17 protein-coding genes are annotated in these 24,433 nt (G+C 69.2%); 11 read left to right on the top strand and 6 right to left on the bottom strand.

Annotated elements, in window-relative coordinates:
* Positions 1-4: 4 nt before the first annotated feature.
* Positions 5-1,027 carry a LacI family DNA-binding transcriptional regulator gene (locus ACFWYM_RS30745; protein WP_384844563.1) on the bottom strand — a complete coding sequence of 341 codons (1,023 nt, stop codon included), beginning with the start codon at positions 1,025-1,027 and terminating at the stop codon, positions 5-7.
* Positions 1,028-1,036: 9 nt separating this feature from the next.
* Positions 1,037-1,474 (bottom strand): hypothetical protein, encoded by a 438-nt coding sequence (locus tag ACFWYM_RS30740; protein ID WP_384844560.1) that lies wholly within the window; start codon positions 1,472-1,474, stop codon positions 1,037-1,039.
* Between the two features lie 257 nt (positions 1,475-1,731).
* Here ACFWYM_RS30740 and acnA point away from each other — a divergent pair, with 257 nt between their 5' ends.
* Positions 1,732-4,446, top strand: coding sequence for an aconitate hydratase AcnA (acnA, locus tag ACFWYM_RS30735; RefSeq protein WP_384844557.1), 2,715 nt, complete (start codon positions 1,732-1,734; stop codon positions 4,444-4,446).
* Positions 4,447-4,535: 89 nt separating this feature from the next.
* On the opposite strand, the gene ACFWYM_RS30730 is transcribed toward acnA, so the two are convergent.
* Positions 4,536-5,882 carry a flavin-containing monooxygenase gene (locus ACFWYM_RS30730; RefSeq protein ID WP_384844554.1) on the bottom strand — a complete coding sequence of 449 codons (1,347 nt, stop codon included), beginning with the start codon at positions 5,880-5,882 and terminating at the stop codon, positions 4,536-4,538.
* 115 nt (positions 5,883-5,997) lie between these two features.
* Between ACFWYM_RS30730 and ACFWYM_RS30725 the strand changes: the two genes are divergently transcribed.
* Entirely contained in the window at positions 5,998-6,642 is a 645-nt protein-coding gene (locus tag ACFWYM_RS30725; protein WP_384844551.1) for a MerR family transcriptional regulator, read from the top strand.
* 10 nt (positions 6,643-6,652) lie between these two features.
* Here the strand turns inward: ACFWYM_RS30725 and ACFWYM_RS30720 are convergent, their stop codons facing one another.
* Together ACFWYM_RS30720 and ACFWYM_RS30715 are read right to left on the bottom strand one after the other, a co-directional pair.
* On the bottom strand, positions 6,653-7,456 hold the full coding sequence (locus tag ACFWYM_RS30720) for a hypothetical protein (RefSeq protein WP_384844548.1): 804 nt from the start codon (positions 7,454-7,456) through the stop codon (positions 6,653-6,655).
* Positions 7,457-7,584: 128 nt separating this feature from the next.
* Positions 7,585-7,974 carry a VOC family protein gene (locus ACFWYM_RS30715; protein ID WP_384844546.1) on the bottom strand — a complete coding sequence of 130 codons (390 nt, stop codon included), beginning with the start codon at positions 7,972-7,974 and terminating at the stop codon, positions 7,585-7,587.
* A gap of 102 nt (positions 7,975-8,076) precedes the next feature.
* Here ACFWYM_RS30715 and ACFWYM_RS30710 point away from each other — a divergent pair, with 102 nt between their 5' ends.
* Positions 8,077-8,739, top strand: coding sequence for a response regulator (locus ACFWYM_RS30710; RefSeq protein ID WP_384844543.1), 663 nt, complete (start codon positions 8,077-8,079; stop codon positions 8,737-8,739).
* Positions 8,740-8,884: 145 nt separating this feature from the next.
* Here the strand turns inward: ACFWYM_RS30710 and ACFWYM_RS30705 are convergent, their stop codons facing one another.
* Entirely contained in the window at positions 8,885-12,754 is a 3,870-nt protein-coding gene (locus ACFWYM_RS30705) for a GH92 family glycosyl hydrolase (protein WP_384844540.1), read from the bottom strand.
* Between the two features lie 199 nt (positions 12,755-12,953).
* Here ACFWYM_RS30705 and ngcE (ACFWYM_RS30700) point away from each other — a divergent pair, with 199 nt between their 5' ends.
* The 8 genes from ngcE (ACFWYM_RS30700) (at position 12,954) to ACFWYM_RS30665 (ending at position 24,290) form a co-directional block, all read left to right on the top strand.
* Positions 12,954-15,509, top strand: coding sequence for an N-acetylglucosamine/diacetylchitobiose ABC transporter substrate-binding protein (gene ngcE / locus ACFWYM_RS30700; RefSeq protein WP_384844537.1), 2,556 nt, complete (start codon positions 12,954-12,956; stop codon positions 15,507-15,509).
* Between the two features lie 437 nt (positions 15,510-15,946).
* Positions 15,947-17,401 (top strand): N-acetylglucosamine/diacetylchitobiose ABC transporter substrate-binding protein, encoded by a 1,455-nt coding sequence (ngcE, locus tag ACFWYM_RS30695; protein ID WP_384844534.1) that lies wholly within the window; start codon positions 15,947-15,949, stop codon positions 17,399-17,401.
* A gap of 41 nt (positions 17,402-17,442) precedes the next feature.
* Complete coding sequence (locus ACFWYM_RS30690) at positions 17,443-18,372, top strand: carbohydrate ABC transporter permease (protein ID WP_384844531.1); 930 nt, start codon at positions 17,443-17,445, stop codon at positions 18,370-18,372.
* A 14-nt stretch (positions 18,373-18,386) separates the two neighbouring features.
* Positions 18,387-19,316, top strand: coding sequence for a carbohydrate ABC transporter permease (locus ACFWYM_RS30685; RefSeq protein WP_384844528.1), 930 nt, complete (start codon positions 18,387-18,389; stop codon positions 19,314-19,316).
* Between the two features lie 201 nt (positions 19,317-19,517).
* The gene (locus ACFWYM_RS30680) at positions 19,518-20,717 is read left to right on the top strand and encodes an ROK family transcriptional regulator (RefSeq protein WP_384844525.1); all 1,200 of its coding nucleotides are present in this window, start codon (positions 19,518-19,520) and stop codon (positions 20,715-20,717) included.
* Between the two features lie 121 nt (positions 20,718-20,838).
* Positions 20,839-21,924 (top strand): substrate-binding domain-containing protein, encoded by a 1,086-nt coding sequence (locus tag ACFWYM_RS30675; RefSeq protein ID WP_384844522.1) that lies wholly within the window; start codon positions 20,839-20,841, stop codon positions 21,922-21,924.
* Positions 21,925-22,170: 246 nt separating this feature from the next.
* Positions 22,171-22,959, top strand: a complete 789-nt coding sequence (locus ACFWYM_RS30670; RefSeq protein WP_384844519.1) for an ATP-binding cassette domain-containing protein — start codon at positions 22,171-22,173, stop codon at positions 22,957-22,959.
* A 35-nt stretch (positions 22,960-22,994) separates the two neighbouring features.
* The gene (locus ACFWYM_RS30665; protein WP_384844724.1) at positions 22,995-24,290 is read left to right on the top strand and encodes a sugar ABC transporter permease; all 1,296 of its coding nucleotides are present in this window, start codon (positions 22,995-22,997) and stop codon (positions 24,288-24,290) included.
* Positions 24,291-24,433 lie beyond the last annotated feature (143 nt).

The following is a 24,433-nucleotide window of genomic DNA, read 5'->3' as shown; positions in this document are numbered from 1 at the left end:
GCCGCTACCGCCGCGAGGAAGCGCGCACCTTCAGGCCCGCGGGCACTGTGACCGGCCCCGTCGGCACCGCGGCCGTCCCCTCGGCCAGCGCGACCAGCAGCGCCACCGCCTCGCGGGCCGAGCGCTCCGGGGCGAGGGTCACCGTGGTGACCGGCGGGTCCGTGCGCTCGTACGCGGGATCCTCGCTCGCGCACACCAGGAGCAGCTCGTCGGGGACGCGCAGGCCGTGGCGGCGGGCGGCGGCGAGGAGTTGGTGGCCGCCCGGGTCGTACACGGCGTACACCGCGTCCGCCCCGGCGTCGAGCAGCCCGTCGAAGGCGTGGCCCGCCGCGTCGTCCCGGTCGAAGTCGACGACGAGCGCGGGCGCCCCCTGCTCGGCGCACCACTCCTCGTACGCGGCCCGGATCGCCCGGGCGTAGTGCTCGCCCCCGCTGCCCGCCTGGAGGACGATGCGCCGTGCGCCCGCCGCACGCAGGTGGCCGAGGACCTCCCGGGCCGTCGCGGTGTGGTCGTTGTCGACCCAGTGGTCGCCGGGGCGTGCGTCGCCGGGGGCGCCGTCGAAGACGAGGGGGACGCCGCGGGCGCGCAGGGCCCGCACCATCGGGTCGCCCGGCGGGCTGTCGATGACGAGCATCCCGTCGACGGCGAGGGTGTGCCAGGCGGCGTCCGCGACCCGGTCGGCGGGCAGCGTGGTGAGGGCGTAGCCGTGCGCGTGGGCGGCCGCGGTGGCGGCGGTGACGGCGCGCGAGAAGTAGGCGATCTCCGTGTAGTTCCAGGGCCCGGGGAAGGTGGTGACCGCGACGCCGAGGGTGCGGGTGGGGGCGGTGCGAGGGGCGCCGTAGCCGAGCGCGGTGGCGAGTTCGCGGACCCGCCGCCGGGTGGTCTCGCCGAGGCGTCCCGTGCCGTTCAGGGCGTGCGAGACGGTCGCGGTCGACACCTCGGCGGCGCGCGCGACATCGGCGATGGTCACGGGCGGCACGGCTGCGCGCCTCTCCGGCGGCACGGCTGCGCGCTTCTCTGGCGGCACGGCTGCACGCTACCGCGTGCGCAGATGCCCGAACCGCTCCTCGATGACCCCTTCCTCGTCCTGGACGCCGCCCGCCCTGATGTGGCCCGTGCCCCACGGAATGGCACAGGGCGAGGCGTGCTCGGGATCGGGGCAGGCGACGCGGGTGAGCCGGTCGCGCAGCTCCTCCATCTCCGCGTGCGTGACGACGACGCCCACCCGGATCTCGTGGTTCTCCCGCTCGCCCGGATCCTCGCCGGGATGCTCCACGCGCCACTGCTCGGGCAGCTCGTCATAGAACTCGGCGATCGACATCTCGCCCCCGCTCCACGCGGTCCCCGGCCCGGCGACCTTCAGCCCGTACGGCCGCCCCCGCTCCTCCAGGACACGGGTGCAGCCCTCGACGAGTCCGCGCAGTCCGTCCGGGGTGGCGAAGACGCCGAGATCGATTTCATAGAGATCTTCCACAGGGGTACCAACGACGACGGGGACCCTCGCGGTTCCGTGGTTCCGTTGCGGGGACGCCCGGGCACGCCTCGTCGCCCCGCGGCGTGATGTACTAGGGTTATCTCGACATCGAGATATCTGCCGAGGCGCACCGCAGCCACACGCATCCGTCGACCCTGAAGGTAAGGCAACCCTAACTAAGCCTTACCTTAGCGGATCGGCGGCGGGGCGTGGCGGCACGATGTGGTGGAACGCGCACATATATGAAGGAGACTGTCGTGTCGGCGAACAGCTTCGACGCCCGCAGCACGCTGCGCGTGGGCGACGAGTCGTACGAGATCTTCAGGCTGGACAAGGTCGAGGGCTCTGCTCGCCTTCCCTACAGCCTCAAGGTTCTGCTGGAGAACCTGCTCCGCACGGAGGACGGCGCGAACATCACCGCCGACCACATCCGTGCCCTCGGCAACTGGGACTCGCAGGCCCAGCCCTCCCAGGAGATCCAGTTCACGCCGGCCCGCGTGATCATGCAGGACTTCACCGGCGTCCCGTGCGTGGTGGACCTCGCCACCATGCGTGAGGCCGTGAAGGAGCTCGGCGGCGACCCGGCGAAGATCAACCCGCTGGCCCCGGCCGAGCTGGTCATCGATCACTCCGTCATCGCCGACAAGTTCGGCACCAAGGACGCGTTCGGCCAGAACGTGGAGCTGGAGTACGGCCGCAACAAGGAGCGCTACCAGTTCCTGCGCTGGGGCCAGACCGCGTTCGACGAGTTCAAGGTCGTCCCGCCCGGCACTGGCATCGTCCACCAGGTCAACATCGAGCACCTCGCTCGTACGGTCATGGTCCGGGGTGGCCAGGCGTACCCCGACACCCTCGTCGGCACCGACTCGCACACCACGATGGTCAACGGCCTGGGCGTCCTGGGCTGGGGCGTCGGCGGCATCGAGGCCGAGGCCGCGATGCTGGGCCAGCCGGTCTCGATGCTCATCCCGCGCGTGGTCGGCTTCAAGCTGACCGGTGAGCTGAAGCCGGGCACCACCGCCACGGACCTCGTGCTCACGATCACCGAGATGCTGCGCAAGCACGGCGTCGTCGGCAAGTTCGTCGAGTTCTACGGTGAGGGCGTCGCCGCCACCTCCCTCGCCAACCGCGCCACCATCGGCAACATGTCGCCCGAGTTCGGCTCGACGGCCGCCATCTTCCCGATCGACGGGGAGACGCTGAACTACCTGAAGCTGACCGGCCGCTCCGAGCAGCAGGTCGCGCTCGTCGAGGCGTACGCCAAGGAGCAGGGCCTCTGGCTGGACCCGGCCGCCGAGCCCGACTTCTCCGAGAAGCTGGAGCTGGACCTCTCCACGGTCGTCCCGTCGATCGCCGGTCCGAAGCGTCCGCAGGACCGCATCGTCCTCGCCAACGCCGCGCAGCAGTTCGCTCAGGACGTGCGCAACTACGTCTCGGACGACTCCGAGGCGGGCAAGGAGTCCTTCCCCGCCTCCGACGCCCCGGCCGTCTCCAACGGCGTCCCGTCGAACCCGGTCACCGTGACCGCCCCCGACGGCTCGACGTACGAGATCGACCACGGTGCGGTGACGGTCGCGGCCATCACCTCCTGCACCAACACGTCGAACCCGTACGTGATGGTCGCCGCCGCGCTCGTCGCGAAGAAGGCCGTCGAGAAGGGCCTGACCCGCAAGCCGTGGGTCAAGACCACCCTCGCGCCCGGCTCGAAGGTCGTCACCGACTACTTCGACAAGGCGGGGCTCACCCCCTACCTCGACAAGGTCGGCTTCAACCTCGTCGGCTACGGCTGCACCACCTGCATCGGCAACTCGGGCCCGCTGCCCGAGGAGGTCTCGAAGGCCGTCAACGACCATGACCTGGCGGTCACTTCGGTCCTCTCCGGCAACCGGAACTTCGAGGGCCGCATCAACCCCGACGTCAAGATGAACTACCTGGCGTCCCCGCCGCTGGTCGTCGCGTACGCCATCGCGGGCTCCATGAAGGTGGACATCACGCGCGACGCGCTCGGTGTCGACCAGGACGGCAAGCCGGTCCACCTCGCGGACATCTGGCCGACCGAGGCCGAGGTCAACGACGTCGTGGCGAACGCCATCGGCGAGGACATGTTCAACAAGTCCTACCAGGACGTCTTCGCGGGCGACGCCCAGTGGCAGGCGCTGCCCATCCCGACCGGCAACACCTTCGAGTGGGACGCCGAGTCGACGTACGTCCGCAAGCCCCCGTACTTCGAGGGCATGGAGATGGAGCCGGCCCCGGTCTCCGACATCTCCGGCGCGCGCGTCCTCGCCAAGCTCGGCGACTCGGTCACCACCGACCACATCTCGCCCGCCGGTGCCATCAAGGCCGACACCCCGGCCGGTCAGTACCTGACCGAGCACGGTGTCGAGCGTCGTGACTTCAACAGCTACGGCTCGCGCCGCGGCAACCACGAGGTCATGATCCGCGGCACGTTCGCCAACATCCGCCTGCGCAACCAGCTCGCGCCGGGCACCGAGGGCGGCTACACCCGCGACTTCACCCAGGCCGAAGGCCCGGTGTCGTTCATCTACGACGCCTCGCGCAACTACATCGAGCAGGGCACCCCGCTCGTCATCCTGGGCGGCAAGGAGTACGGCTCCGGCTCGTCCCGCGACTGGGCCGCCAAGGGCACCGCGCTGCTCGGCGTCAAGGCCGTCATCACCGAGTCGTACGAGCGCATCCACCGCTCGAACCTCATCGGCATGGGTGTGCTTCCGCTCCAGTTCCCGGAGGGGCAGTCCGCCGACTCCCTCGGCCTGACCGGCGAGGAGACCTTCTCCTTCACCGGCGTCGAGGAGCTCAACAACGGCACCACGCCGCGCACGGTCAAGGTCACCACCGACACCGGTGTGGAGTTCGACGCGGTCGTCCGCATCGACACCCCCGGTGAGGCGGACTACTACCGCAACGGCGGCATCATGCAGTACGTGCTGCGCTCGCTGATCCGCAAGTAAGCGGTCAGGGCGGGCAGTTGAGGGCCGCATCCCCCGGCGTCGACCGGGGGGTGCGGCCCTTTCGCCTGTCCGGGCACGGTTCACACGGTTCACACGGTGATGAGGGGCGCCGGTGAACCGGAGTGCATCACGTGGTCGACGTGGATCAGGCGGGCGATGAACCTGCCGTTCGCCACGTTCGCCTCGATGCCCACGGGGGCGAGCGAGTTCCCGTCCGGGAGCCCGGCGTAGTACAGGCCGGGGAGCGCGCCGAGGAGGCCCTTGTGCTGGACGGGGGCGCCGTTCGCGTCGAGGACGTGGCGCGGCAGGATGCCGTAGTCAGGGCCGAACCCGGTGCACCAGACGATGGTGGTGACGGCGTGGTGCGCCAGGTCGAGGGTCTCGCCGAAGGCGGTCACGCCGTCCAGGGGCACCCCGGGTGCCGGGTCCTCCTCCGGCACCGCGAAGCCGCGTTCCCGGATCGCGGTGTCGATCCGGTCGAGGGCCGTGCGGAACGACCGGGCGGACTCCTCGGCCAGCTCGACGACGTTGTCCTCGAGCAGGAGCCGTCCGCCGTCCGCGGCGCGCAGGGAGCCGACCAGGGTCACGCCCTTCGCGGCCAGCGTGCCGACGTTGAGGTCGCCGCTCTTGTCGTTCACGGCGGTCACCGGCAGGCCGGACAGGACAGGGCCGCCGTCGCCGACCGCCGCGCCGAACTCCTCGTACAGGGAGGGGAGTACGCGGAGCCACTCCTGGATGCCCCGGCCGCGGTAGTGGCGCGGCCATGCGCGATGGCGGCCGACCGCGAGGAAGGTGCGCCGCCCGGAGTCCGCCAGTTCGTCCGCGATCTGCTGGCCGCTGATGCCCGCGCCGACCACCAGGACGGCCCCGTCCGGCAGGGACCGGGGGCTGCGGTAGTCGCGGGAGTGGATCTGGTGGACGGCCGGGTCGACGTCGGCGGAAAGCGCGGGGGTGCGGGGAGCCGCGTAACCGCCCACCGCCGCGACGAGATTGCGGGATCCGATGACGCCGCCGGAGGCCAGGTGCGTCCTGAACCGCACATCGTCGCGGTCGGAGGCGTCCGGCGGGCACTCGACTTTCCGGACGGGCGTGTGCTGCCGTACGCGGAGGTTCCGCTCCGTCGCGTAGCGGCGCAGGACGCGGGCCAGTTCGGGGCCCGAAGGGCAGCCGTAGGGGTCGTCGCCGTCGTAGTCCCAGCCGGGGAAGCGGAGCGACTGGTTCCCGCTGCCGATGAGCAGGCTGTCCCAGCGTTCGTGGGCCCATGCCTGGCCGATCTCTCCCCGCTCCAGGACGAGCGCTTCCCGGCCCCGCTCCTGGAGGGCCCCGGCCACTCCGCACCCTTGTTGTCCGGCGCCGATGACGACGGTCTCCGTGTATTCGTCACATGCGTCGTGTGCGTCACGTGCGTCGTATGCGTCGTGCTCGCCTGCTGCCATGACCGAACCCTTCTGCTGCCCTGCCGCTCCGTCGCTCCGCTGCGAGGGCGCGGCTACTTAGGTTTACCTAAGTAAGACCTTGCCTTCTCAAGTCGCCTTGATGTCAACTGGGTTCATGGCGCGACAGGGTGCGGTCTCCATCGGTGAAGCGGCGGCTCTGTACGGCCTGGCGCCGTCCACGGTGCGGTGGTGGGAGCAGCAGGGCGTGCTCGAACCGCCCGCCCGCGAGGGCGGCAAGCGGCTCTACGGCGACACCGAGCTGCGCCGCATCGGCCTCGCCTATCTGTGCCGCGTGGTCGGGCGGATGCCGTTGGACCAGGCCGCCGTCGTCACCTCGGGGGAGACCACGCGCGACGCCTGGCAGCAGGCTGTCGACGCCCAGCTCGCGCAAGTGGAGCGGCAGATCGCGCAGTTGGAGGCGGCCCGGGGATATCTCCGCCACACGCTGGGCTGCACGGACGACGACATCGCGGGGAACTGCCCCGTCCTGGACGCCGAGTTGTCCGCGCACACCCCGCGCGGGCGCTTCCCGGGCTCCGACCTCGTCACCGCCGCCCGCGCCGGCCGTGCCGCCCGCGACGGCACGGAGGGCGGGCCGCCACGTGACGAAAACGTGGCGGCCCGCCCTCCGCGTGACGAAAAGCAGGCGCAGTGCCCCGGCTGCCGGGGGCCGGTCGCGCGGTCGTCGCGCGGACGGCCCCGGACGTACTGCTCACGCGCCTGCCGGCAACGCGCCTACCGCGCGCGTCATCACGAGTGATCAGCTCGGCTCAGCCCAGCGGGATGCTCCTGACGGCCGACAGGAGCGGGACGAGGACGTAGTCGCCGTTGCCGGAGCCGCAGGACGGGCTGGTCTCCTGGGTGTTGGAGACCTTCGTGCCCGTCGTGTACCGCGTGTCCGGCGCCGGCACCACGCTCGTCATATGGCTCTTGAGCCGCTCCGCGTAGTACACGCACTGGTGCAGGTTGAGGTAGCGGCCCGCGGTCAGGTCCAGGGGCAGGGAGCCCGAGAGACCGGGGTTGGGCACGTGGTTGCCGTTGCCCGGGCCGCATGTGGGCGTGGTCTCCCTGGTGTTGGAGACCTTCGTGCCGGTGGAGTAGCGTCCGTCGCCGCTCGGCGTCACCAGGGTGGTGAAGCGGTCGGTGCTCGCGCTCCGGTAGTAGTCGCACTGCTGGAGGTTGAGGTAGCGGCCCGCGGTGAGGTTCAGCGCCTTGACGCCGTGCAGGACCGGAACGGGTACGTGATTGCCGTTCCCCGCGCCGCAGGCCGCCGTGGTGTCGGCGGTGGCCGAGTGCTTGGTGCCGGTGGAGTAGCGTCCGTCGCCGCTCGGCGTCACGAAGGTGTTGAAGTGGTCGTCGAGGCTGCTCGCGTAGTACGCGCACTGGTGCAGGTTCAGATAGCCGGAGGCGGCTGCCTCGGCCTGCGGGGCCTTCTGGGCCGTCGGGGCCTGCTGGTCCTGCGCCGCCGGGTCCTGTCCCGCCGTGGCCTGTCCCGCCGTGCCGAGGAAGGTGCCCATGCCGACCGCGAGGGCGAGCAGCGGTCGCCACAGGCGCGTGGCCGTCCATCGCATCATTTCGTTGCTCCCGTTCGGGTGCGGGCTGCGCTCTGGAACCGTCCCGCACTTCGTACGAAGAAAGTCCCAGGGGCAACCCGCACCCCGGTATCCCGAAATTCAGGGATGGCGCCCGCGCCGGGCGGCCGCTACGCGGGGAAGCCGCCGTACGGCACCGTGATCAGCTCCATGGCGTGGCCCGCCGGGTCGAGGAAGTACACGCCCCGGCCGCCGTCGTTGTGGTTGATCTCGTCCGGCTGCTGCTGGTGCGGGTCGGCCCAGTGCCGGATGGAGCGTGACGTGATCTTCTCGTACGCGGCGTCGAACTCCGCCTCGGAGATCAAGAAGGCGTAGTGCTGCATCACGATCTTGTCCTCAGGGATCGAGGCGTAGTCCAGGGTGACGCCGCCCGCGAGCACGACGGGGATGAACGGGCCCCACTGGGCGCCCACTTCAAGGCCGAGCAGCTCCCCGAGGAAGTCGGCGGACTCCTGGGCGTCCCGGGCGTGCACGATGGTGTGGTTGAGCTGAACTGACATGGTCGAGTGCCTCCACAAGGCAGCTCCCGACACCTCCATGCCTCACCCAGCCGGTGACCGGCACGCGATGTCGCCGGTGATCCTATCGATAGACTGGTGTGCATGGCACGCGAAGTCGTAAAGGTGCTGGTCGTCGACGACGAACCCATGGTCTGCGCGCACTTGAGGACCATCCTCGGATCCGCCGACGACATCGACGTCGTCGACGCGGCCCACGACGGGGCGGCCGCGGTGGAGAGCGTGCTGCGCCACCGCCCGGACCTCGTCCTCATGGACCTCCGGATGCCCGGCGTCGACGGCCTCACGGCGATCGACGGCATCATGGAGCTCGACCGGCCCCCGAAGGTCGTCGTGCTCACCACCTTCGACGCCGACGAGTACGTGCTGCGGGCGCTGCGCGGCGGAGCCGTCGGGTTCCTGGTGAAGTCCACGCCCCCCGAGGACCTGATCGGTCTGGTCCGGGTCGCCGCCGACGGGCACATGGTGCTCTCGCCGGTGGCGATGCGCCGGATCGTGGCCGCGTCCGCCGGCGAGGACGCGGCGCGGGAGCGGGCCGAGCGCCTCATCGGGAAGCTCACGGAACGGGAGGCGGACGTGCTGACACGCCTCGGCGAGGGGCTCTCGAACGCCCAGATCGCCGCGCAGCTCTTCCTCAGCGAGGCCACCGTCAAGGGCCATGTCTCGCGGATGCTGGTGAAGCTGGAGTGCGCCAACAGGACGCAGGCCGGACTGCTCGCGTACGACGCGGGGCTGGTCGCCCGCTGAGATCCCGCAGATCCCGCAGAGGTCCGCTGAGGTCGTCGGTCCGGCCTTTGCTGCTGACGTCGTGGATCCCGTAAGGGTGCCCCGCCGCTCGGAGCGAGCGACGGGGCACCTTTCCGTGACGGGCATGATCCGCCAACCGGCTTGCTCAGCGCAGGAGTTCGACCTCGGCGAGCGTCGCGGGCCCGCCGTCGAGCACCAGCCGGTACTTCTTGTGCGCCCCGGGGTCGGCGATCGTGAACGCCCGGGTCTGCTGGTCCCAGGTGAAGGACTGGTCCGAGCGCCGGTCCAGGTCCGTCCACTTCTCGCCGTCGTCGGAGCCCTGCAGCACCCAGCCGCCCGGCGCCTTCGTGTGATCCGCCGACGTCAGGGTGTACTGCACGGCGCGCGGGCTCCCCTGCACCGGGAGCTCGGCCGACTCCGAAGTGGCCGTCGTGGCCGAGGAGTTGTCGAACAGTGGCCCCTCGCCCTCGATCGCGTCCGTGCGCGGCGACGGCACCTTGTCGTCCTGGGTGATGGAGGCGGGCGCCGCGTCCTTGCCGGTGCCCCACGACGACGGCTTCGGGCCCATCGAGAAGTCCAGGACCCCGCCGCGCGCGATCAGCTCGTGCGGCAGCGACGTCTTGTGCCACGCCTTGCCGTTGACCTTGAGCCCCTGCACGTACACGTTCTTCGCGCTGTTCCTCGGGGCCTTCACGACGAGGTCGCGGCCGTTCTCCAGGTGCACCGTCATCTTGGTGAACTGCGGTGAGCCGATGGCGTATTCACCGCTGCCCATCACCAGCGGATAGAAGCCGAGCGAGGAGAAGAGGTACCAGGCGGACTGCTCGCCGTTGTCCTCGTCGCCGTGGTAGCCCTGCCCGATCTCGCTGCCGGTGTAGAGGCGGGCGAGCACCTCGCGGACCTTCTCCTGCGTCTTGTACGGCTGCCCGGCCGCGTCGTACATGTACGCGATGTGGTGGGCGACCTGGTTCGAGTGCCCGTACATGCCCATGCGGACGTCGCGGGCCTCGGTCATCTCGTGGATGACGCCTCCGTAGGAGCCCGCGTACTCGGGGGACGCCGTCTCCGGAGTGGCGAAGAACGTGTCGAGCTTGTCGGCGAGCCCGGACCGGCCGCCGTACAGGTTCGCGAGGCCCCGCGAGTCCTGGGGCGCCGTGAAGGCGTAGCCCCAGGCGTTCGTCTCCGTGTAGTCGTAGCCCCACACGCGCGGGTCGAACTTCTCCGACGGGACGCGCCACACGCCCTTGCCGTCCTTGCCCTGGAAGAAGCCCGCCTTGGGGTCGAAGAGGTTGACGTAGTCCTGGGCGCGGTTGAGGAAGTACTCCGCCTCCTCCTTGTAGTGCTTCTCGCCCGTCTTCTTGTAGAGGGCCTGCCCCATGCGGGAGATCCCGTAGTCGTTCAAGTAGCCCTCAAGGGCCCAGGACAGGCCCTCCCCGGTGTCGGTGCTCGTATAGCCGAGGAAGGGGGACGTCGGCATGCCCTTGCGGCCCACGCCCGGGTTCGGCGGCACGACCGTCGCGTTCTTCACGGCCGCCTTGTAGGCCGCCTCCGCGTCGAAGTTGTCGACGCCCTTCACATACGCGTCGGCGAACGCCACGTCCGACGACGTGCCGGTCATCAGGTCCGCGTACCCCGGCGACGACCAGCGGGAGATCCAGCCGCCGTCCTTGTACTGCTGCACGAACCCGTCGACCAGCTCACCCGCCTTCTTCGGAGTCAGCAGCGAGTACGCGGGCCAGGTCGTCCGATACGTGTCCCAGAAGCCGTTGTTGACGTACGGCTTGCCCTCGACGATCTTCGCGCCGGTGTGCGTCGGGGTGTCCGGCCCGGGCATCGGCGAGAAGGGGGAGGCGTACTTGTACGTCCCCTTGCCGCCACCGCCACCGCCACCGCCACTGCCTCCGCCTCCGCCTCCGCCCTCCGAACGGACCTTCTCAAAGCCGGAGTTGGGGTACAGGTACAGCCGGTACAGGGACGAGTAGAGCGTGGTGAGCTGCCCCTCCGTGGCGCCCTCGACCTCCACCTTCTTCATCAGCCCGTCCCACTGGGCGCGCGCGGCGTCCCGTACGGAGGAGAAGGGCCGCGACTCCGGGAGCTCCTGCGCCAGGTTGTCCTTGGCCTGGTCGATGCCGATGAGCGAGGTCGCGAGCCGCAGCGTGACGGTGCGGTCCTTGCCCGCGTCGAACGTGAAGTGCCCCTTCACACCGGCGGATTCGGCCTCCTTCACGGGCCTGTCGAAGACCCCGTACACAAAGAGCCGCGTGGCCCCCGTCGAGAGCCCCGACTTCACGTCCGAGTACCCGCTGACGACCCGGTTCTCCTTGTCGAGGGTGAGCCCGCCCTGCTCGGAGACGTTGTCGAAGACCACGCTCGCGTCGTCGCCGGGATAGCTGAAGCGCAGCGCGGCGGCATGATCGGTGGGTGTCATCTCGGCCCGCACGCCGTTCTCGAAGCGCACGCCGTAGTAGTACGGCCGCGCCGTCTCGTTCCCGTGCTTGAAGGGCAGCGCGCGCCCCTTGCGGGAGCTGTCGACCTTCTCGGCCGCCGAGGGCATCAGCTGGAACGTCTGCCGGTCGCCCATCCACGGGCTCGGCTCATGGCTCGCCGCGAGGGCCTCCATGGTGGGCAGGTTGTCCGCGTTGTTGCCGCGCGCGTAGTCGTAGAGCCAGCTGGTCGAGGCCGCGTTGGTCACCGGCGTCCAGAAGTTGAAGCCGTGCGGGACGGCGGTCGCCGGGAAGGTGTTGCCGCGCGAGAAGCCGCCGCTGGAGTTGGTGCCGCGCCGGGTGTCCGCGTAGTCGCTCAGATGCGCCTTCGGCTCGGCGGGCGGCGCCTGCCGGACGGTCACGTCGTCGAGCCAGCCCCGGAACTTCGCGGGTCCCTCGGGGGAGTCGTAGGCGAGGAGGATCCGGTCGACGGTCTTGCCGGCGGCGACCCGCCCGAGCGCGGCGGAGACATGGTTCCACTGGTTGACGTACAGCACCTTGGCGTCGCCCTGGCCGCGCGGGGTGAGCGGAAACCCGTGCTGGTCCCGGGCGTTCAGCTCGCTCAGATAGGTGCCGTCGGTGAAGGCGAGGTCGACGGCGACGTTCGTGGCGTCGTAGTCACGGTCCCCGTCCGCCATGGACGGGAAGAGCCGGTAGGACAGCTCGGTGTCCCGGCGCACGGCGAGGTTGACGTCGAAGACCTTGTTGTACGAGTAGCCGCGCCCGTCCGCCGTGTGCGTGCCCGCGTAGCGCAGGGCGCGCTTGCCGGTGAACCCGGCGCGGGACTTGGCGGTGGGGGAGCCGCTCGGGCCCCGGTCGACGAGGCTCAGCATGTCCTCGGGTACGGGACTCTCGCCGCCGCCCACGGAGAGCTGCACATCGGCGAGTTGGAGGGCGTCGGAGGCGCCGTTGTTGGCGGTGAAGTCGATGCGGAAGTGGCGGTAGGCGGTGTCGTTGGCGAAGTCGTACGACGTGGTCTTGTGCCGTCCGTCGAAGGTCTCGCCGGTCCGCTCGTCGAGGACCTTCCAGTCCTTGCCGTCGGTGGAGCCCTTCAGCGTCCAGTCCTTGGGGTCGCGCTCGGCGTGATCATTGGCCGAAGTCAGCGCGTACGTCACGGCCTTGGCGGGCTCGTCCAGGTCGAACTCGGCCCAGCCGGTGGGTTCGAAGGTCAGCCACTTGGTGCTCGCCTCGCCGTCGACGAGGTTCTCCTTGCCCTCCCCGCCGCCGGTGTTCTCACCACTGGCCCGCACATCGGTGACGTGATCCATCACGCTTCCGGGGATGCCGGAACTGAACGCCCCGTTGACACCGGCGGCCTTCTTCTTCCCATCAGGGCCGGTCTCGACGGTGTTCAGCCAGGCGGGCGGCGGGTCCTGCTCCTCGAAGGAGGAGGCGAACTCCCGGTCGGCGCGCGGCGGCCGGTCGGGCTTCGCGGTGGCTGTGGCCTGGGCGGCGACGAGGGTGAGCGCGGTGAGCGCGACGACCGTCCCGGTCCTCGCGGAGCGGCGTCTGTAGCGGGCTCGGTGCCCCATACGTGAGTCCCTCCCTGCGGCTTGGACAACGTTGTCACTTAGCTTCGCAAGGTCCAGTAGGGAGTCAAGTGGGTAGAGGTGTCAAGGGTGTTGGGGCGTCATGGGGGTGCGTGCGGCGGGAAGGTATCCTCGCGCGGGCGGACCGGCGGGCAGGCCGGGACGAGGAGCGTGCTGAAGACCGGGGGAGGTGCGCGGCGCTGTGACGCGGGTGAATGCACTGGAGGCCGGGGACCCGGCGGAGATCGGCAGCTACGAGCTCCTGGGCAGGCTCGGCGTCGGCGGCATGGGCGAGGTCTTCCTGGGCCGGGGGCCGGACGGCGGGCTCGCGGCGATCAAGGCGGCGCGCACCGAGCTGGCCGGGGACCTGGAGTTCCGGCGGCGCTTCGCGCGCGAGGTGGACGCGGCGCGGAAGGTGGACGGGCGGTTCACGGCGGCGGTCCTCGGCGCGGATCCGCGGGCGCGGCGGCCGTGGCTGGCCACGGAGTACATCCCCGGCGTCTCGGTCACGGAGGCGGTCGCGAGCCGTGGCCCGCTCCCGGAGCCGTCGCTGCGCGCGCTGACGGCGGGCATCGCGGCGGCGCTCGCCGCGATCCACGCGGCGGGGCTCACGCACCGCGACCTGAAGCCGTCGAACGTGCTGCTCGCCGACGACGGGCCGCGCGTCATCGACTTCGGCATCGCGCGGTCGGTGGCGCATTCGCAGATCACGCGGACCGGTCAAGTCCCGGGCACACCGGGCTACATGGCGCCCGAGCAGCTGCGTGGCTCGGAGATCGGCTCCTTCACGGACGTGTACGCGCTGGGCGCGACGCTCGTGTACGCGGCGACGGGTGAGGGCCCTTTCGGTCACGGTGACGTCTTCGCGATGATCTACCGCACGATGGAGCAGGAGGCGAACGTCGAGGGCGTCCCCGGTGCGACACTGCGCCGCGCGGTGGCCCGCTGCCTCGCCAAGGACCCGGAGGCCCGCCCGACGGTGGCGGAGCTCCAGGCGGAGTTCTCCGTTCCGGCGACGCTGCGGACGGGGGAGCCGTGGCTGCCGTCCGGGGTGACCGCGTTGGTGGAGCAGCGGGGTGCGGATGGGGATGGGGAGGGCGGGCTCGGGGCGAGGGGTGGCGGCGATGGCATCGGGGCGGACGGCATTGACGCTGACGGCGCCGGAGTCGGTGGTGTCGGAGTCGATGGCACCGGAGTCGGTGGTGCCGGAGCCGAGGTGCCGCCTTCCGGTTCGTCCGGGACCGATGTTCCCTCGTCGGCCGAACTCGCCGCCCCGCCGGCCGGGCCTGCAGCGGGTGCGGAGCCCGAACCCGCCACCCCGCACGGCCAGTTCGGGACCACCACCGTCGTACCTGAAGAGCGCCCCCGCACCGGGGTCTCGCGGCGTGGGCTCCTTCGGTTCTCCGCGGCGGGGGTCGCCGCCGCTGCCGCCGGTGGTGTCTATGTCGCGTTGCGCGGAACCGGTGACGACGGCGGCTCGCCCCAGGGGAGGGGCAGAGGTGACGGCACGGGCACCGGCTCAGGATCGGATGCCGACCCCCTGGGCGTCACCGGCAAGGGTGCTCTCGACCTCGCCCTGTTCAACGGCGGATACGGGGCCGACTACCTCGACGACGCGATCGGCCTGTTCAAGAAGGCGCACCCGAAGGTCGAGGTGAACCCGCGGGCCACCCAGAAGATCCGGTCCCTGGTACAGCCCCGGCTCGGGTCCGGCAATCCGCCTGATCTGGTCGACAATGAGGGGACAGATCCCCTTTCCGTCATTGATCTCGTGAAGAAGGGGCAACTGGCCGACCTCACGCCCCTGTTGAATGCCCCCGCGCTCGGCAGCCCCGGCAAGACCGTGCGCGACACGGTGCTGCCCCAGGCCGTGGAGGCGGGCCGGATCCGAGTGGGCGGGAAGGAGGTGTACGCCCTCAACTACCTGCTGACCGTCTACGGATTCTGGTACTCGCGCAAGGCCCTGCGCGACCTCGGCACGGCCTACCCGAGGACTTGGGACGACCTGCTCGCCCTCTGTGCGGTGGCCAAGGACCAGGGCATGGCCGGACTGACGTATCCGGGGAAATATCCGTACTACCTCTGGTTCGCCGTCGCCGCGTCGATCGCCAAGCGCGGTGGCCGTGACGTCCTCGCGGCCCTCGTCGAGAACCGGCCAAGGGCCTGGCGGCAGACCGCCGTGCGCGAGACCTTCGAGGCGTACTACGAACTCGCGCTCAAGGGCCATGTGTTGGCGGGGTCCGGCGGCCTCGACCACATCGGGGCGCAGGCCGAGTGGGTCAAGGGGAGGGCCCTGCTGATCCCGAACGGGAGCTGGGTGGAGGCGGAGGCGGCCCCCAAGGAGAACTTCGACCTGGCCGTCGGGCCGCCCCCGTCCCTCGGTGCCGATGACGCGTTGCCCTTCGGGACGCTCGCCGTCGCGGCGGGCAATCCCTTCCTCGTGCCGAAGGAGGCCGAGAATCCCGAGGGGGCCATGGAGCTGCTGCGCTTCATGCTCGGCAAGGAGGGCGCGGCGCGCTTCGCGAAGAAGCACGGTGCGCTGCCGTGCGTGCGTGACTCCAGGGGGTGGGACCTCCCGCCAGGCTTGGAATCGGCTCGGGCCGCCTATGGGAAAGCCGGGGACAATGCGGTGCAATGGGGCGGTTTCGGGGAGGACTTGAAGGACGTCAGCGGTGTGGCGCTCGGCGACATGATGGCGAAGCGGGCGACTCCGGCCGAGGTCGTCGACCGCATGCAGAGCGCTGCCGACGAGGCGTAGTCGGCTCGGCGAGCGGAAGGGGCGCCGCCGCTCCCGGAAGCAGAAGTCCGGAAAGTCCATGTGCCTGGACGTAAAAGTCCACACTGTCCCGCGCCGTCGTGCGAGAGGTTTCGACTGAAGGCCCGGCAGGTCTCAACTCGGGAAAGACTGCAGCCCAAACCTGCATTCGATCTTGCCCACCGGAGCGTGAGTGGACTATACCTGTCGGCGTCCGCGCAGCCCCTCGAACGGTCGCGGGCCCGGGGGGGTGGTCAGAGCGGGGAGTGCCAGGTCAACTGCCGCGCCCCCACTGCTCGTTCCCGGGCATCCACAACAGCACGGCTCCATCAGCAGCACAGATCCATCGTTTCAACGCACGACCCCAGCTACACCATCACCGCGGTGCCGGGGAGGATCCGGTTCACCGCCTGAGTCCTGGAGAAGGCGAGGACTTGAGCATGGGATCCACCTCTGGAACGTCGGGAACCCCCCAAACCCCCAGCACGTCCGGAATCGGCCGTCGTGACCTGATCAAGCGGGCCGCCGCGCTCGGCATCGTCTCCGTACCGACCATGAGCGTGCTGTCCGCGTGTGCCTCGGGCGGCGGCAGTGACGACGACAAGGCGAAGAAGGGGAAGAAGACGAAGGACAACCCCTTTGGCGCCGGCAAGGGCAACGACCTTGATGTCTTCATCTTCAAGGGCGGGTACGGAGATTCGTACGCCAAGGTGTGGGAGGCGTCCTTCGAGAAGAAGTACGGCGGCGACGTCGCGCACACCGGTGAGCAGGACGTCACCGGCAAGCTGCAGCCCCGCTTCAACAAGGGCAACCCGCCGGACGTCGTCGACGACTCGGGCTCCAAGAAGCTGAAGCTGGACACCCTCTTCAAGGACGGCCAGCTCACCGACCTCACGCAGCTGCTCGACGCGCCCTCGGTCGACGACCCGTCCAAGAAGGTCCGGGACATCATGCTGCCCGGCACCATCGAGCAGGGCACCTTCGGCGGCAAGTTCCACGCGCTGTTCTACGTGTACGCGGCGTGGGGCGTCTGGTACTCCAACAAGCTCTTCAAGAAGCACGGTTGGAAGGCCCCCAAGACCTGGGACGACTTCATCGGGATCATGAAGGACGCCAAGTCCAAGGGCATCGGCGGCTTCGCCCACCAGGGCAAGTACCCGTACTACATGAACATCGTGATCATGGACCTCATCGCCAAGACCGGCGGCATGGACTCCGTGAAGAAGATCGACAACCTCGACCCCAAGGCGTTCGTGGGCAACCCCGCGGCCGAGCGTTCCATCGAGGCGATCTACGAGATCGTGGAGAAGGGCCTGCTGATGCCGGGCACCAACTCCCTTGAGCACACCGAGGCTCAGACCAAGTGGAACGAGTACAAGGCGGTGTTCATCCCCAGCGGCTCCTGGCTGGAGAACGAGCAGGCCAAGCAGACGCCGGCGGACTTCGAGATGACGTTCCTGCCGCTGCCGCTGCTGCCCGACAGCAAGATGAAGCTGCACGCGGTGCGCACCGGCGCCGACGAGCCGTTCGTCGTCCCGTCGAAGGCGAAGAACGTGGAGGGCGGCCTGGAGTTCCTGCGCCGCATGCTCTCCAAGGAAGGCGCCACCGCCTTTGCCAAGGAGGCCAGTTCGCTCTCGGTGCTCGGCCCCGAGTTCGTGGACAAGAGCGTCCAGCTGCGCCCCGGCATCAAGTCGGCCCTCGCGGCCGTCGACGCATGCCCGGTTCCCGAGCGCTTCAACTTCCGCTACCCCGAGTGGTACAGCGAGATGGACGTCGCCATCCAGAACGCCACCGGTGAGCTGATGGCCAAGCGCATCACGCCGAAGAAGTGGCTGGAGCGCGCCCAGAAGGCGACCGACGCCGAGGCCGAGAAGAACCCGAAGAACAAGCGCTAGGACCGGAAGTTCAGGGCTGACCAGGCCAGGAGCAGGGTGTTATGCATCGCAAAAAGTACCCGTTCATAGCGGGATTTCTCGTCCTCCCCGTCGGGCTGTACATACTGCTGGTGATCTGGCCGTACATCCAGACCATCAGCTACTCGTTCACCGACTGGAGCGGCGCCTCACAGAAGTTCAACTTCGTCGGCTTCGACAACTACAAGAACCTGGCGAAGGACGACGTCTTCCTGAAGGCGCTGGAGCACAACGCCCTGCTCCTGATCTTCGTGCCCGCGCTCACGATCCTGCTCTCGCTGTTCTTCGCCTTCATGGTGAACGTCGGCGGGCGCTCCGGCGCGGGCGGTGTGCAGGGCGTGCGGGGCTCGGGTCTCTACCGGGTGATCTTCTTCTTCCCGCAGGTCCTGTCCATCGCCATCCTCGCCATCCTCTTCAAGGCGGTCTACCGGGGTGACGACTCGGGCCTGATCAACGGCAGCCTCCAGGCCGTGGGGCTCGGCGACAAGAACAACCCCACGGAGTGGCTCAACGACCCGAACACGGTCCTGTGGTGCATCACGTTCGTGATGATCTGGGCCGGTGCGGGCTTCTACATGGTGCTGTTCTCGGCGGCCATGCAGTCCATTCCCAAGGACATCTACGAGGCGGCGCTCCTGGACGGGGCGAGCCGCTTCCAGACCTTCTTCCGTGTGACGCTGCCGCTGCTCTGGGAGACCATCCAGACGGCGTGGGTGTTCCTCGCGATCCTCTCCATGGACGCGTTCCTGCTGATCTCCACGCTGACGTCGCAGGACTTCGGCGGTGGCCCCGACCACCACAGCGAGGTCATCTCCACGTATCTGATGCGGAACTTCCAGACGTTCAGCAAGAGCGGATACGCCTGCTCCATGGGTGTGGTCATGCTGCTGCTCACCCTGATCGTGTCCATCGTGACGCTGCGGCTCAGCCGCCGCGACCGCATCGAGTTCTGAAGGAGGCGCGAGCGATGACGGCTCCTGCGACTCAACCTCCGGTCACCAAGGCCAAGTTGCCCCGCCAGCGCGGCGGCAACCGCGGTTCCGGCGCCCCGCGCGACGCGGAAGGCAAGACGTTCAACGCCTTCTCGCACGGCTTTCTGGTCCTCTGGTCGATCATGATCGTCCTGCCGCTCTTCTGGATCCTGCTCGGCAACTTCAAGACCGACTCCCAGATCAAGTCGAGCGCCTGGACCTGGCCCACGGAGTGGACCTTCGACGCCTTCCAGCGCGGCTGGGAGAAGGGTGTCGGCGACTATCTCCTCAACACCCTGATCGTCATGGTCTTCTCGGTGCCGCTCACGATGCTGCTCGGCGCGATGGCGGCGTACGTCCTGGCGCGCTACGACTTCGTGGGCAACCGCTTCATCTACTACTTCTTCGTCGCCGGTTCGATGTTCCCGGTGTTCCTGGCCCTGGTGCCGCTGTACTTCATGGTCGACCGCCTGGGGATGCTGAATACGTATCAGGGCCTGATATTGGTCTATGTCGCGTATTCCCTGCCGTTCACGGTCTTCTATCTCCACTCGTTCTTCAGAACGCTGCCGACGGCCATCCATGAGGCGGCGGTGATCGACGGGGCCTCGCACACCCGCGTCTTCTTCCAGATCATGCTGCCGATGGCCAAGCCGGGCCTGATCAGCGTCGGGATCTTCAACGTCCTCGGCCAGTGGAACCAGTACATCCTGCCGCTGACCCTCATGCAGAAGCAGAGCGGCAACGACCCCGACCGCTCGATGCTCGCGCAGGGCCTGGTGAGCCTGATGAACGCCGGCAACTACGAGACGGACCTGCCCGCCCTGTACGCGGGCATGACCATCTCGATGATCCCGGTGCTTGTGGTGTACCTGTCCTTCCAGCGGCAGGTGCAGTCGGGGCTCACGGCGGCCACCATCAAGTAGACGCACCTGTAGGCGCGTTGCGTACGTCCAGTGGCCCGTCGGCCTGTGCCGGCGGGCCACTGGTGTGTTCCGGCGCCCGCACCGGGGGCCGGATTCCCGTCAAGGACTTGACTGCGAGGTCAGCTACGACGGAGTTTGGAGTTCACAACTTGTACGGGCGGCACCGAGGCCGTACGGCATAGGGCAAAGGGTGGAGAGTCAATGGAGACTCCTGGGTCGCAGTCCTCGCTGCACCGGGCCAATCTGGAACGAGTCGTGCGCGCGGTACGGCTCGCCGGGTCGCTCACGCAGGCGGAGATCGCCAGGACGACGGGACTGTCCGCGGCCACCGTGTCCAACATCGTCCGGGAGCTGAAGGACGGCGGGACCGTGGAGGTCACGCCCACCTCGGCCGGGGGGCGGCGGGCCCGCAGCGTCTCGCTGAGCGGGGACGCCGGCATCGTCATCGGGGTGGACTTCGGCCACACCCATCTGCGTGTGGCCGTGGGCAACCTCGCCCACCAGGTGCTCGCCGAGGAGTCCGAGCCGCTGGACGTGGACGCCTCGGCCGCGCAGGGCTTCGACCGGGCCGAGCAGCTGGTGAGCCGCCTCATCGCGGCGACGGGCGTGGACCGGGCGAAGGTGGCGGGCATCGGGCTCGGCGTCCCCGGCCCCATCGACGTGGAGTCCGGCACCCTCGGCTCCACCTCGATCCTGCCGGGCTGGACCGGCACGAAGCCCGCCGAGGAGCTGAAGGAGCGGCTCGGCGTGCCGGTGCACGTCGACAACGACGCCAACCTCGGCGCGCTCGGCGAGCTCGTCTGGGGCAGCGGGCGGGGCGTGAAGGACCTGGCGTACATCAAGGTCGCGAGCGGTGTGGGCGCCGGGCTCGTGATCAGCGGGCGGATCTACCGGGGGCCCGGCGGCACCGCGGGCGAGATCGGGCACATCACGCTCGACGAGTCGGGGCCCGTCTGCCGCTGCGGCAACCGCGGCTGCCTGGAGACCTTCACCGCGGCCCGCTATGTGCTGCCGCTGCTGCAGTCCAGCCACGGGACGGATCTGACCATGGAGCGGGTCGTCGCGCTGGCGCGCGAGGGCGATCCCGGGTGCCGTCGGGTGATCGCCGATGTGGGGCGGCATATCGGGAGTGGTGTGGCGAACCTGTGCAATCTGCTCAATCCGAGCCGCGTGGTGCTCGGCGGTGACCTCGCCGAGGCCGGTGAGCTGGTGCTGAGCCCGATCCGGGAGTCCGTCGGGCGGTACGCGATCCCGAGTGCGGCGCGCCAACTGTCCGTACTTCCCGGGGCACTTGGGGGACGGGCCGAGGTGCTGGGGGCGCTCGCCCTCGCACTGAGCGAGATGGGCGATTCAACCCTTTTGGACGGAACGCTGCCTGCGGGTGCACCTGCCTTCACTTAGATAACGCATGGCACCGTTGTCATCTCGTTAAGGATTTACTCCTTGACGCTGCTGAGGCGGCCGAGTTGACTTCGAGCCACCTCGGCCGCAACGACGCGGCCACGTCAGGGAGGTCAGAAAAGTGAACACCCATCTGCGTCGTGCCGCGATAGCCCTGTCCGCTACCGCGATGGCCGTTTCCCTCGCCGCCTGTGGCGAGGCGGGGGGCGGGGACAAGGGCAGTGACGACAACAAGACGATCGGTCTGCTGCTCCCGGAGAGCCGGACCACGCGTTACGAGTCGTTCGACTACCCGCTGATCAAGGCGAAGGTCAAGGAGCTCTGCTCCGACTGCAAGATCAATTACAAGAACGCGTCCGAGAACGTCTCCACCCAGAAGCAGCAGTTCGACGACCTGGTCACCGCCGGGGTGAAGGTCATCGTCCTGGACCCGGTCGACTCCGGCGCCACCAAGTCCTGGGTCCAGAAGGCCAAGGACAAGGACATCAAGGTCGTCGCCTACGACCGGCTCGCCGAGGGCCCCCTCTCCGCGTACGTCTCCTTCGACAACGAGAAGATCGGCCGCCTCCAGGGCGAGGGCGTCGTCAAGGCCCTGGGCGACAAGGCCAAGGACGGCCGGGTCGTGATGATCAACGGCAAGGCGTCGGACCCGAACGCCGCGCTCTTCAAGAAGGGCGCCCACTCCGTCCTCGACAAGAAGGTCAAGAAGGTCGTCTACGAGCAGACCGGTGAGTGGGACGCGGGCATCGCCGGCAAGGCGATGGGCACCGCCATCACCAAGCTCGGCAAGGACGGCTTCGACGCGGTCTACTCGGCCAACGACGGCATGGCGGGCGGCGTCGTCGCGGCCCTCCAGTCGGCCAAGGTCTCGGGCATCCCGGTCGGCGGCCAGGACGCCGAACTCGCGGGCATCCAGCGGATCCTGAAGGGCACTCAGACCTTCACCATCTACAAGCCGTACAAGCCCGAGGCGGACAAGACCGCCGAGGTCGCGGTGAAGCTCCTCAAGGGCGACAGCATCGACTCGCTGCTGACGAAGAAGCTCGACAGCCCCAGCGACAAGGGCATCCCGTCGGCCCTGGTGCAGGCGTTCGTGGTGGACAAGAACAACATCAAGGACACCGTGATCAAGGACGAGCTCTACAAGACGAGCGAGATCTGCAAGGGCGAGTACGCCAAGGCTTGCGCGGACGCGGGCATCAAGTAGCCCGCAGCGCCCCAAAGGGCGGCGCCCGGTGGTGAGTTGACCCGGGTCCCCCCGCGAACCGGGCGCACGCGGAACTCGTACGGCGTCCTGGCTCCCTCTCTGTTCACCCCGCCGCCGGGAGCCGGGACGCTGTACGGAGCGAGCCGAACACCACCGCGTGCCCCACCCCTCATCCCACACGTCACATCCCGCCGTACGCCATCCCCGTACGGCGGTGCTCCGCCGTCCCCGCGGCGGACGAAGGAGATGGTTCACATGTCCGCCGCACCCGTGCTGGCGTTGCGCGGAGTCTCCAAGCGCTTCGGTGCCGTACAGGCGCTCACCGATGTCGATCTGGAAGTCCACGCGGGTCAAGTCGTCGCTCTCGTGGGCGACAACGGAGCCGGAAAGTCGACCCTGGTCAAGACGATCGCCGGGGTCCACCCCATCGACGAGGGCACCATCGAGTGGGGCGGCAAGTCCGTCACCATCGCGCGCCCGCACGACGCCCAGGGACTCGGCGTCGCCACCGTCTACCAGGATCTCGCGCTCTGCGACAACCTGGACGTCGTGGCCAACCTCTTCCTCGGCCGCGAGCTCGGCCGGGCCAAGGTCCTCGACGAAGTGAAGATGGAGAAGCGGGCCAAGGAGCTGCTCGACACGCTCTCCATCCGCATCCCCAGCGTGCGCATCCCGATCGCCTCGCTCTCCGGCGGTCAGCGCCAGGTCGTGGCCATCGCCCGCGCCCTGGTCGGCGAGCCCAAGCTGGTGATCCTCGACGAGCCCACCGCGGCCCTCGGCGTCGAGCAGACCGCGCAGGTCCTCGACCTCGTGGAGCGGCTGCGCGAGCGCGGCCTCGCCGTCCTGCTGATCAGCCACAACATGGCCGACGTCAAGGCCGTCGCCGACGAGGTGGCCGTCCTGCGCCTCGGGCGCAACAACGGTGTCTTCAGCGTCAAGGACACCACCAACGAAGACATCATCGCCGCGATCACCGGAGCCACGGACAACGCCGTGACCCGGCGCAAGGCGCGCAGCACGGAGGCCGCGAAGTGAGTGAGACCGTGAACACCTCCAAGGGATCCGCGAACGTGTCGAAGGAGTCCACGAAGGACGCCGAGCCCACCACGACCGTGGAGGCCGGGGCCGCGGCCGCCGACGCCATCCCCGCCGTCGACCCGCGCCTGCTCGTGCGCGAGCAGGGCTTCGCCGGCTACCTCACCGAGTTCAAGCGGAAGATCAAGGGCGGCGAGCTCGGGTCCATACCCGTGGTCACCGGACTGATCGTGATCTGGACGATCTTCGAGATCACCACGGGCCGCTTCCTCGACCCCGCCAACCTCAGCAACATCGCCCAGTACATCGTCGGCCCCGGCCTCATCGCCACCGGCATCGTCTTCGTGCTGCTGCTCGGCGAGATCGACCTCTCGGTCGGCTCGATCGCGGGCCTCACCTCCGCCGTCACCTCGGTCCTCGCCATCAAGCAGGGCGTCAACGAGGGCCTCGCCGTGATCATCGGCCTGGCCGCGGCGGCCGTGATCGGCTCCATCCAGGGCTTCTTCTTCGCCCGGGTCGGCGTGCCCGCCTTCGTCGTGACGCTGGCCGGCTTCCTCGGCTGGAGCGGACTCCAGCTCCAGGTGCTCGGCAACACCCTGAGCCTCAACAACATCTCCGACGGCATCGTCTACAAGCTCAACAACTACTACTTCAGCGACATCGCCGCCGCGTACGGCCTGGCGACCGTCGCCGTCGCCGGGTACGCCTTCTCGCAGTGGCGCGAGCACTCCCGCCGCAAGGCCGTGGACCTGCCGCACCGCCCGATCAGCGAGCTGACCCTGCGCACCGCGGTGGTGGCGGTCCTCGCGTTCGCCGCGGCCTGGACGCTCAACCAGCAGGACGGGCTGCCGCTCGGCCTGACCGTCTTCATCGGCGTCGTGGTCCTGGCCAGCTTCGTGCTGCGCCGCACCAACTACGGCCGCCAGGTCTTCGCGGTCGGCGGCGGCGTCGAGGCGGCCCGCCGCGCGGGCATCAACGTGGTCTGGATCCGGATCAGCGTCTTCACGATCTCCGGCTTCCTCGGCGGCCTCGGCGGCCTCTTCATCGCCTCCCAGTCGGGCGTCGCCGACTCCAACCTCGGCGGCGGCGACACCCTGATGCTGGTCATCGCGGCCGCGGTCATCGGCGGCACCAGCCTCTTCGGCGGGCGCGGCACCCCCTGGTCCGCGCTCCTCGGCATCCTCGTGATCCAGTCGATCATGACGGGCCTCTACATGGAGGGCAGCTCCAGCAAGGCGGTGCAGTCGATGATCACCGGTGCGGTGCTGCTGGCCGCAGTGGTGCTGGATTCCGTGTCGCGCAAGAGCCAGAAGGCTGCAGGTCGGGCGTAGGCGCCCACTGTTCGGCGGTTCTTCGGCCGCGGGCTCGTGTGGCTGGTCGCGCAGTTCCCCGCGCCCCTTACGGGGCCCGGCAGCGCACCCCCAAGGGAACATCCGTTCCCTTGGGGGTGCGCCCGTTCGTGTGACGTGGATCC

It is taken from the genome of Streptomyces sp. NPDC059009 (genome assembly GCF_042740175.1).
Classification (GTDB): Bacteria; Actinomycetota; Actinomycetes; order Streptomycetales; family Streptomycetaceae; genus Streptomyces.
Note: the sequence above shows the minus strand (reverse complement) of the source record. Positions and strands in the feature narration are given on the sequence as shown.

Excerpts from the sequence above, each read along its gene's own strand:
- ACFWYM_RS30730 (WP_384844554.1), bottom strand. The coding sequence starts at position 5,882 with ATGGCAGCAGGCGAGCACGACGCATACGACGCACGTGACGCACACGAC.
- ACFWYM_RS30725 (WP_384844551.1), top strand. The coding sequence starts at position 5,998 with ATGGCGCGACAGGGTGCGGTCTCCATCGGTGAAGCGGCGGCTCTGTAC.
- ACFWYM_RS30720 (WP_384844548.1), bottom strand. The coding sequence starts at position 7,456 with ATGATGCGATGGACGGCCACGCGCCTGTGGCGACCGCTGCTCGCCCTC.
- ACFWYM_RS30715 (WP_384844546.1), bottom strand. The coding sequence starts at position 7,974 with ATGTCAGTTCAGCTCAACCACACCATCGTGCACGCCCGGGACGCCCAG.
- ACFWYM_RS30710 (WP_384844543.1), top strand. The coding sequence starts at position 8,077 with ATGGCACGCGAAGTCGTAAAGGTGCTGGTCGTCGACGACGAACCCATG.
- ACFWYM_RS30705 (WP_384844540.1), bottom strand. The coding sequence starts at position 12,754 with ATGGGGCACCGAGCCCGCTACAGACGCCGCTCCGCGAGGACCGGGACG.
- ngcE (WP_384844534.1), top strand. The coding sequence starts at position 15,947 with ATGGGATCCACCTCTGGAACGTCGGGAACCCCCCAAACCCCCAGCACG.
- ACFWYM_RS30690 (WP_384844531.1), top strand. The coding sequence starts at position 17,443 with ATGCATCGCAAAAAGTACCCGTTCATAGCGGGATTTCTCGTCCTCCCC.
- ACFWYM_RS30685 (WP_384844528.1), top strand. The coding sequence starts at position 18,387 with ATGACGGCTCCTGCGACTCAACCTCCGGTCACCAAGGCCAAGTTGCCC.
- ACFWYM_RS30680 (WP_384844525.1), top strand. The coding sequence starts at position 19,518 with ATGGAGACTCCTGGGTCGCAGTCCTCGCTGCACCGGGCCAATCTGGAA.
- ACFWYM_RS30670 (WP_384844519.1), top strand. The coding sequence starts at position 22,171 with ATGGTTCACATGTCCGCCGCACCCGTGCTGGCGTTGCGCGGAGTCTCC.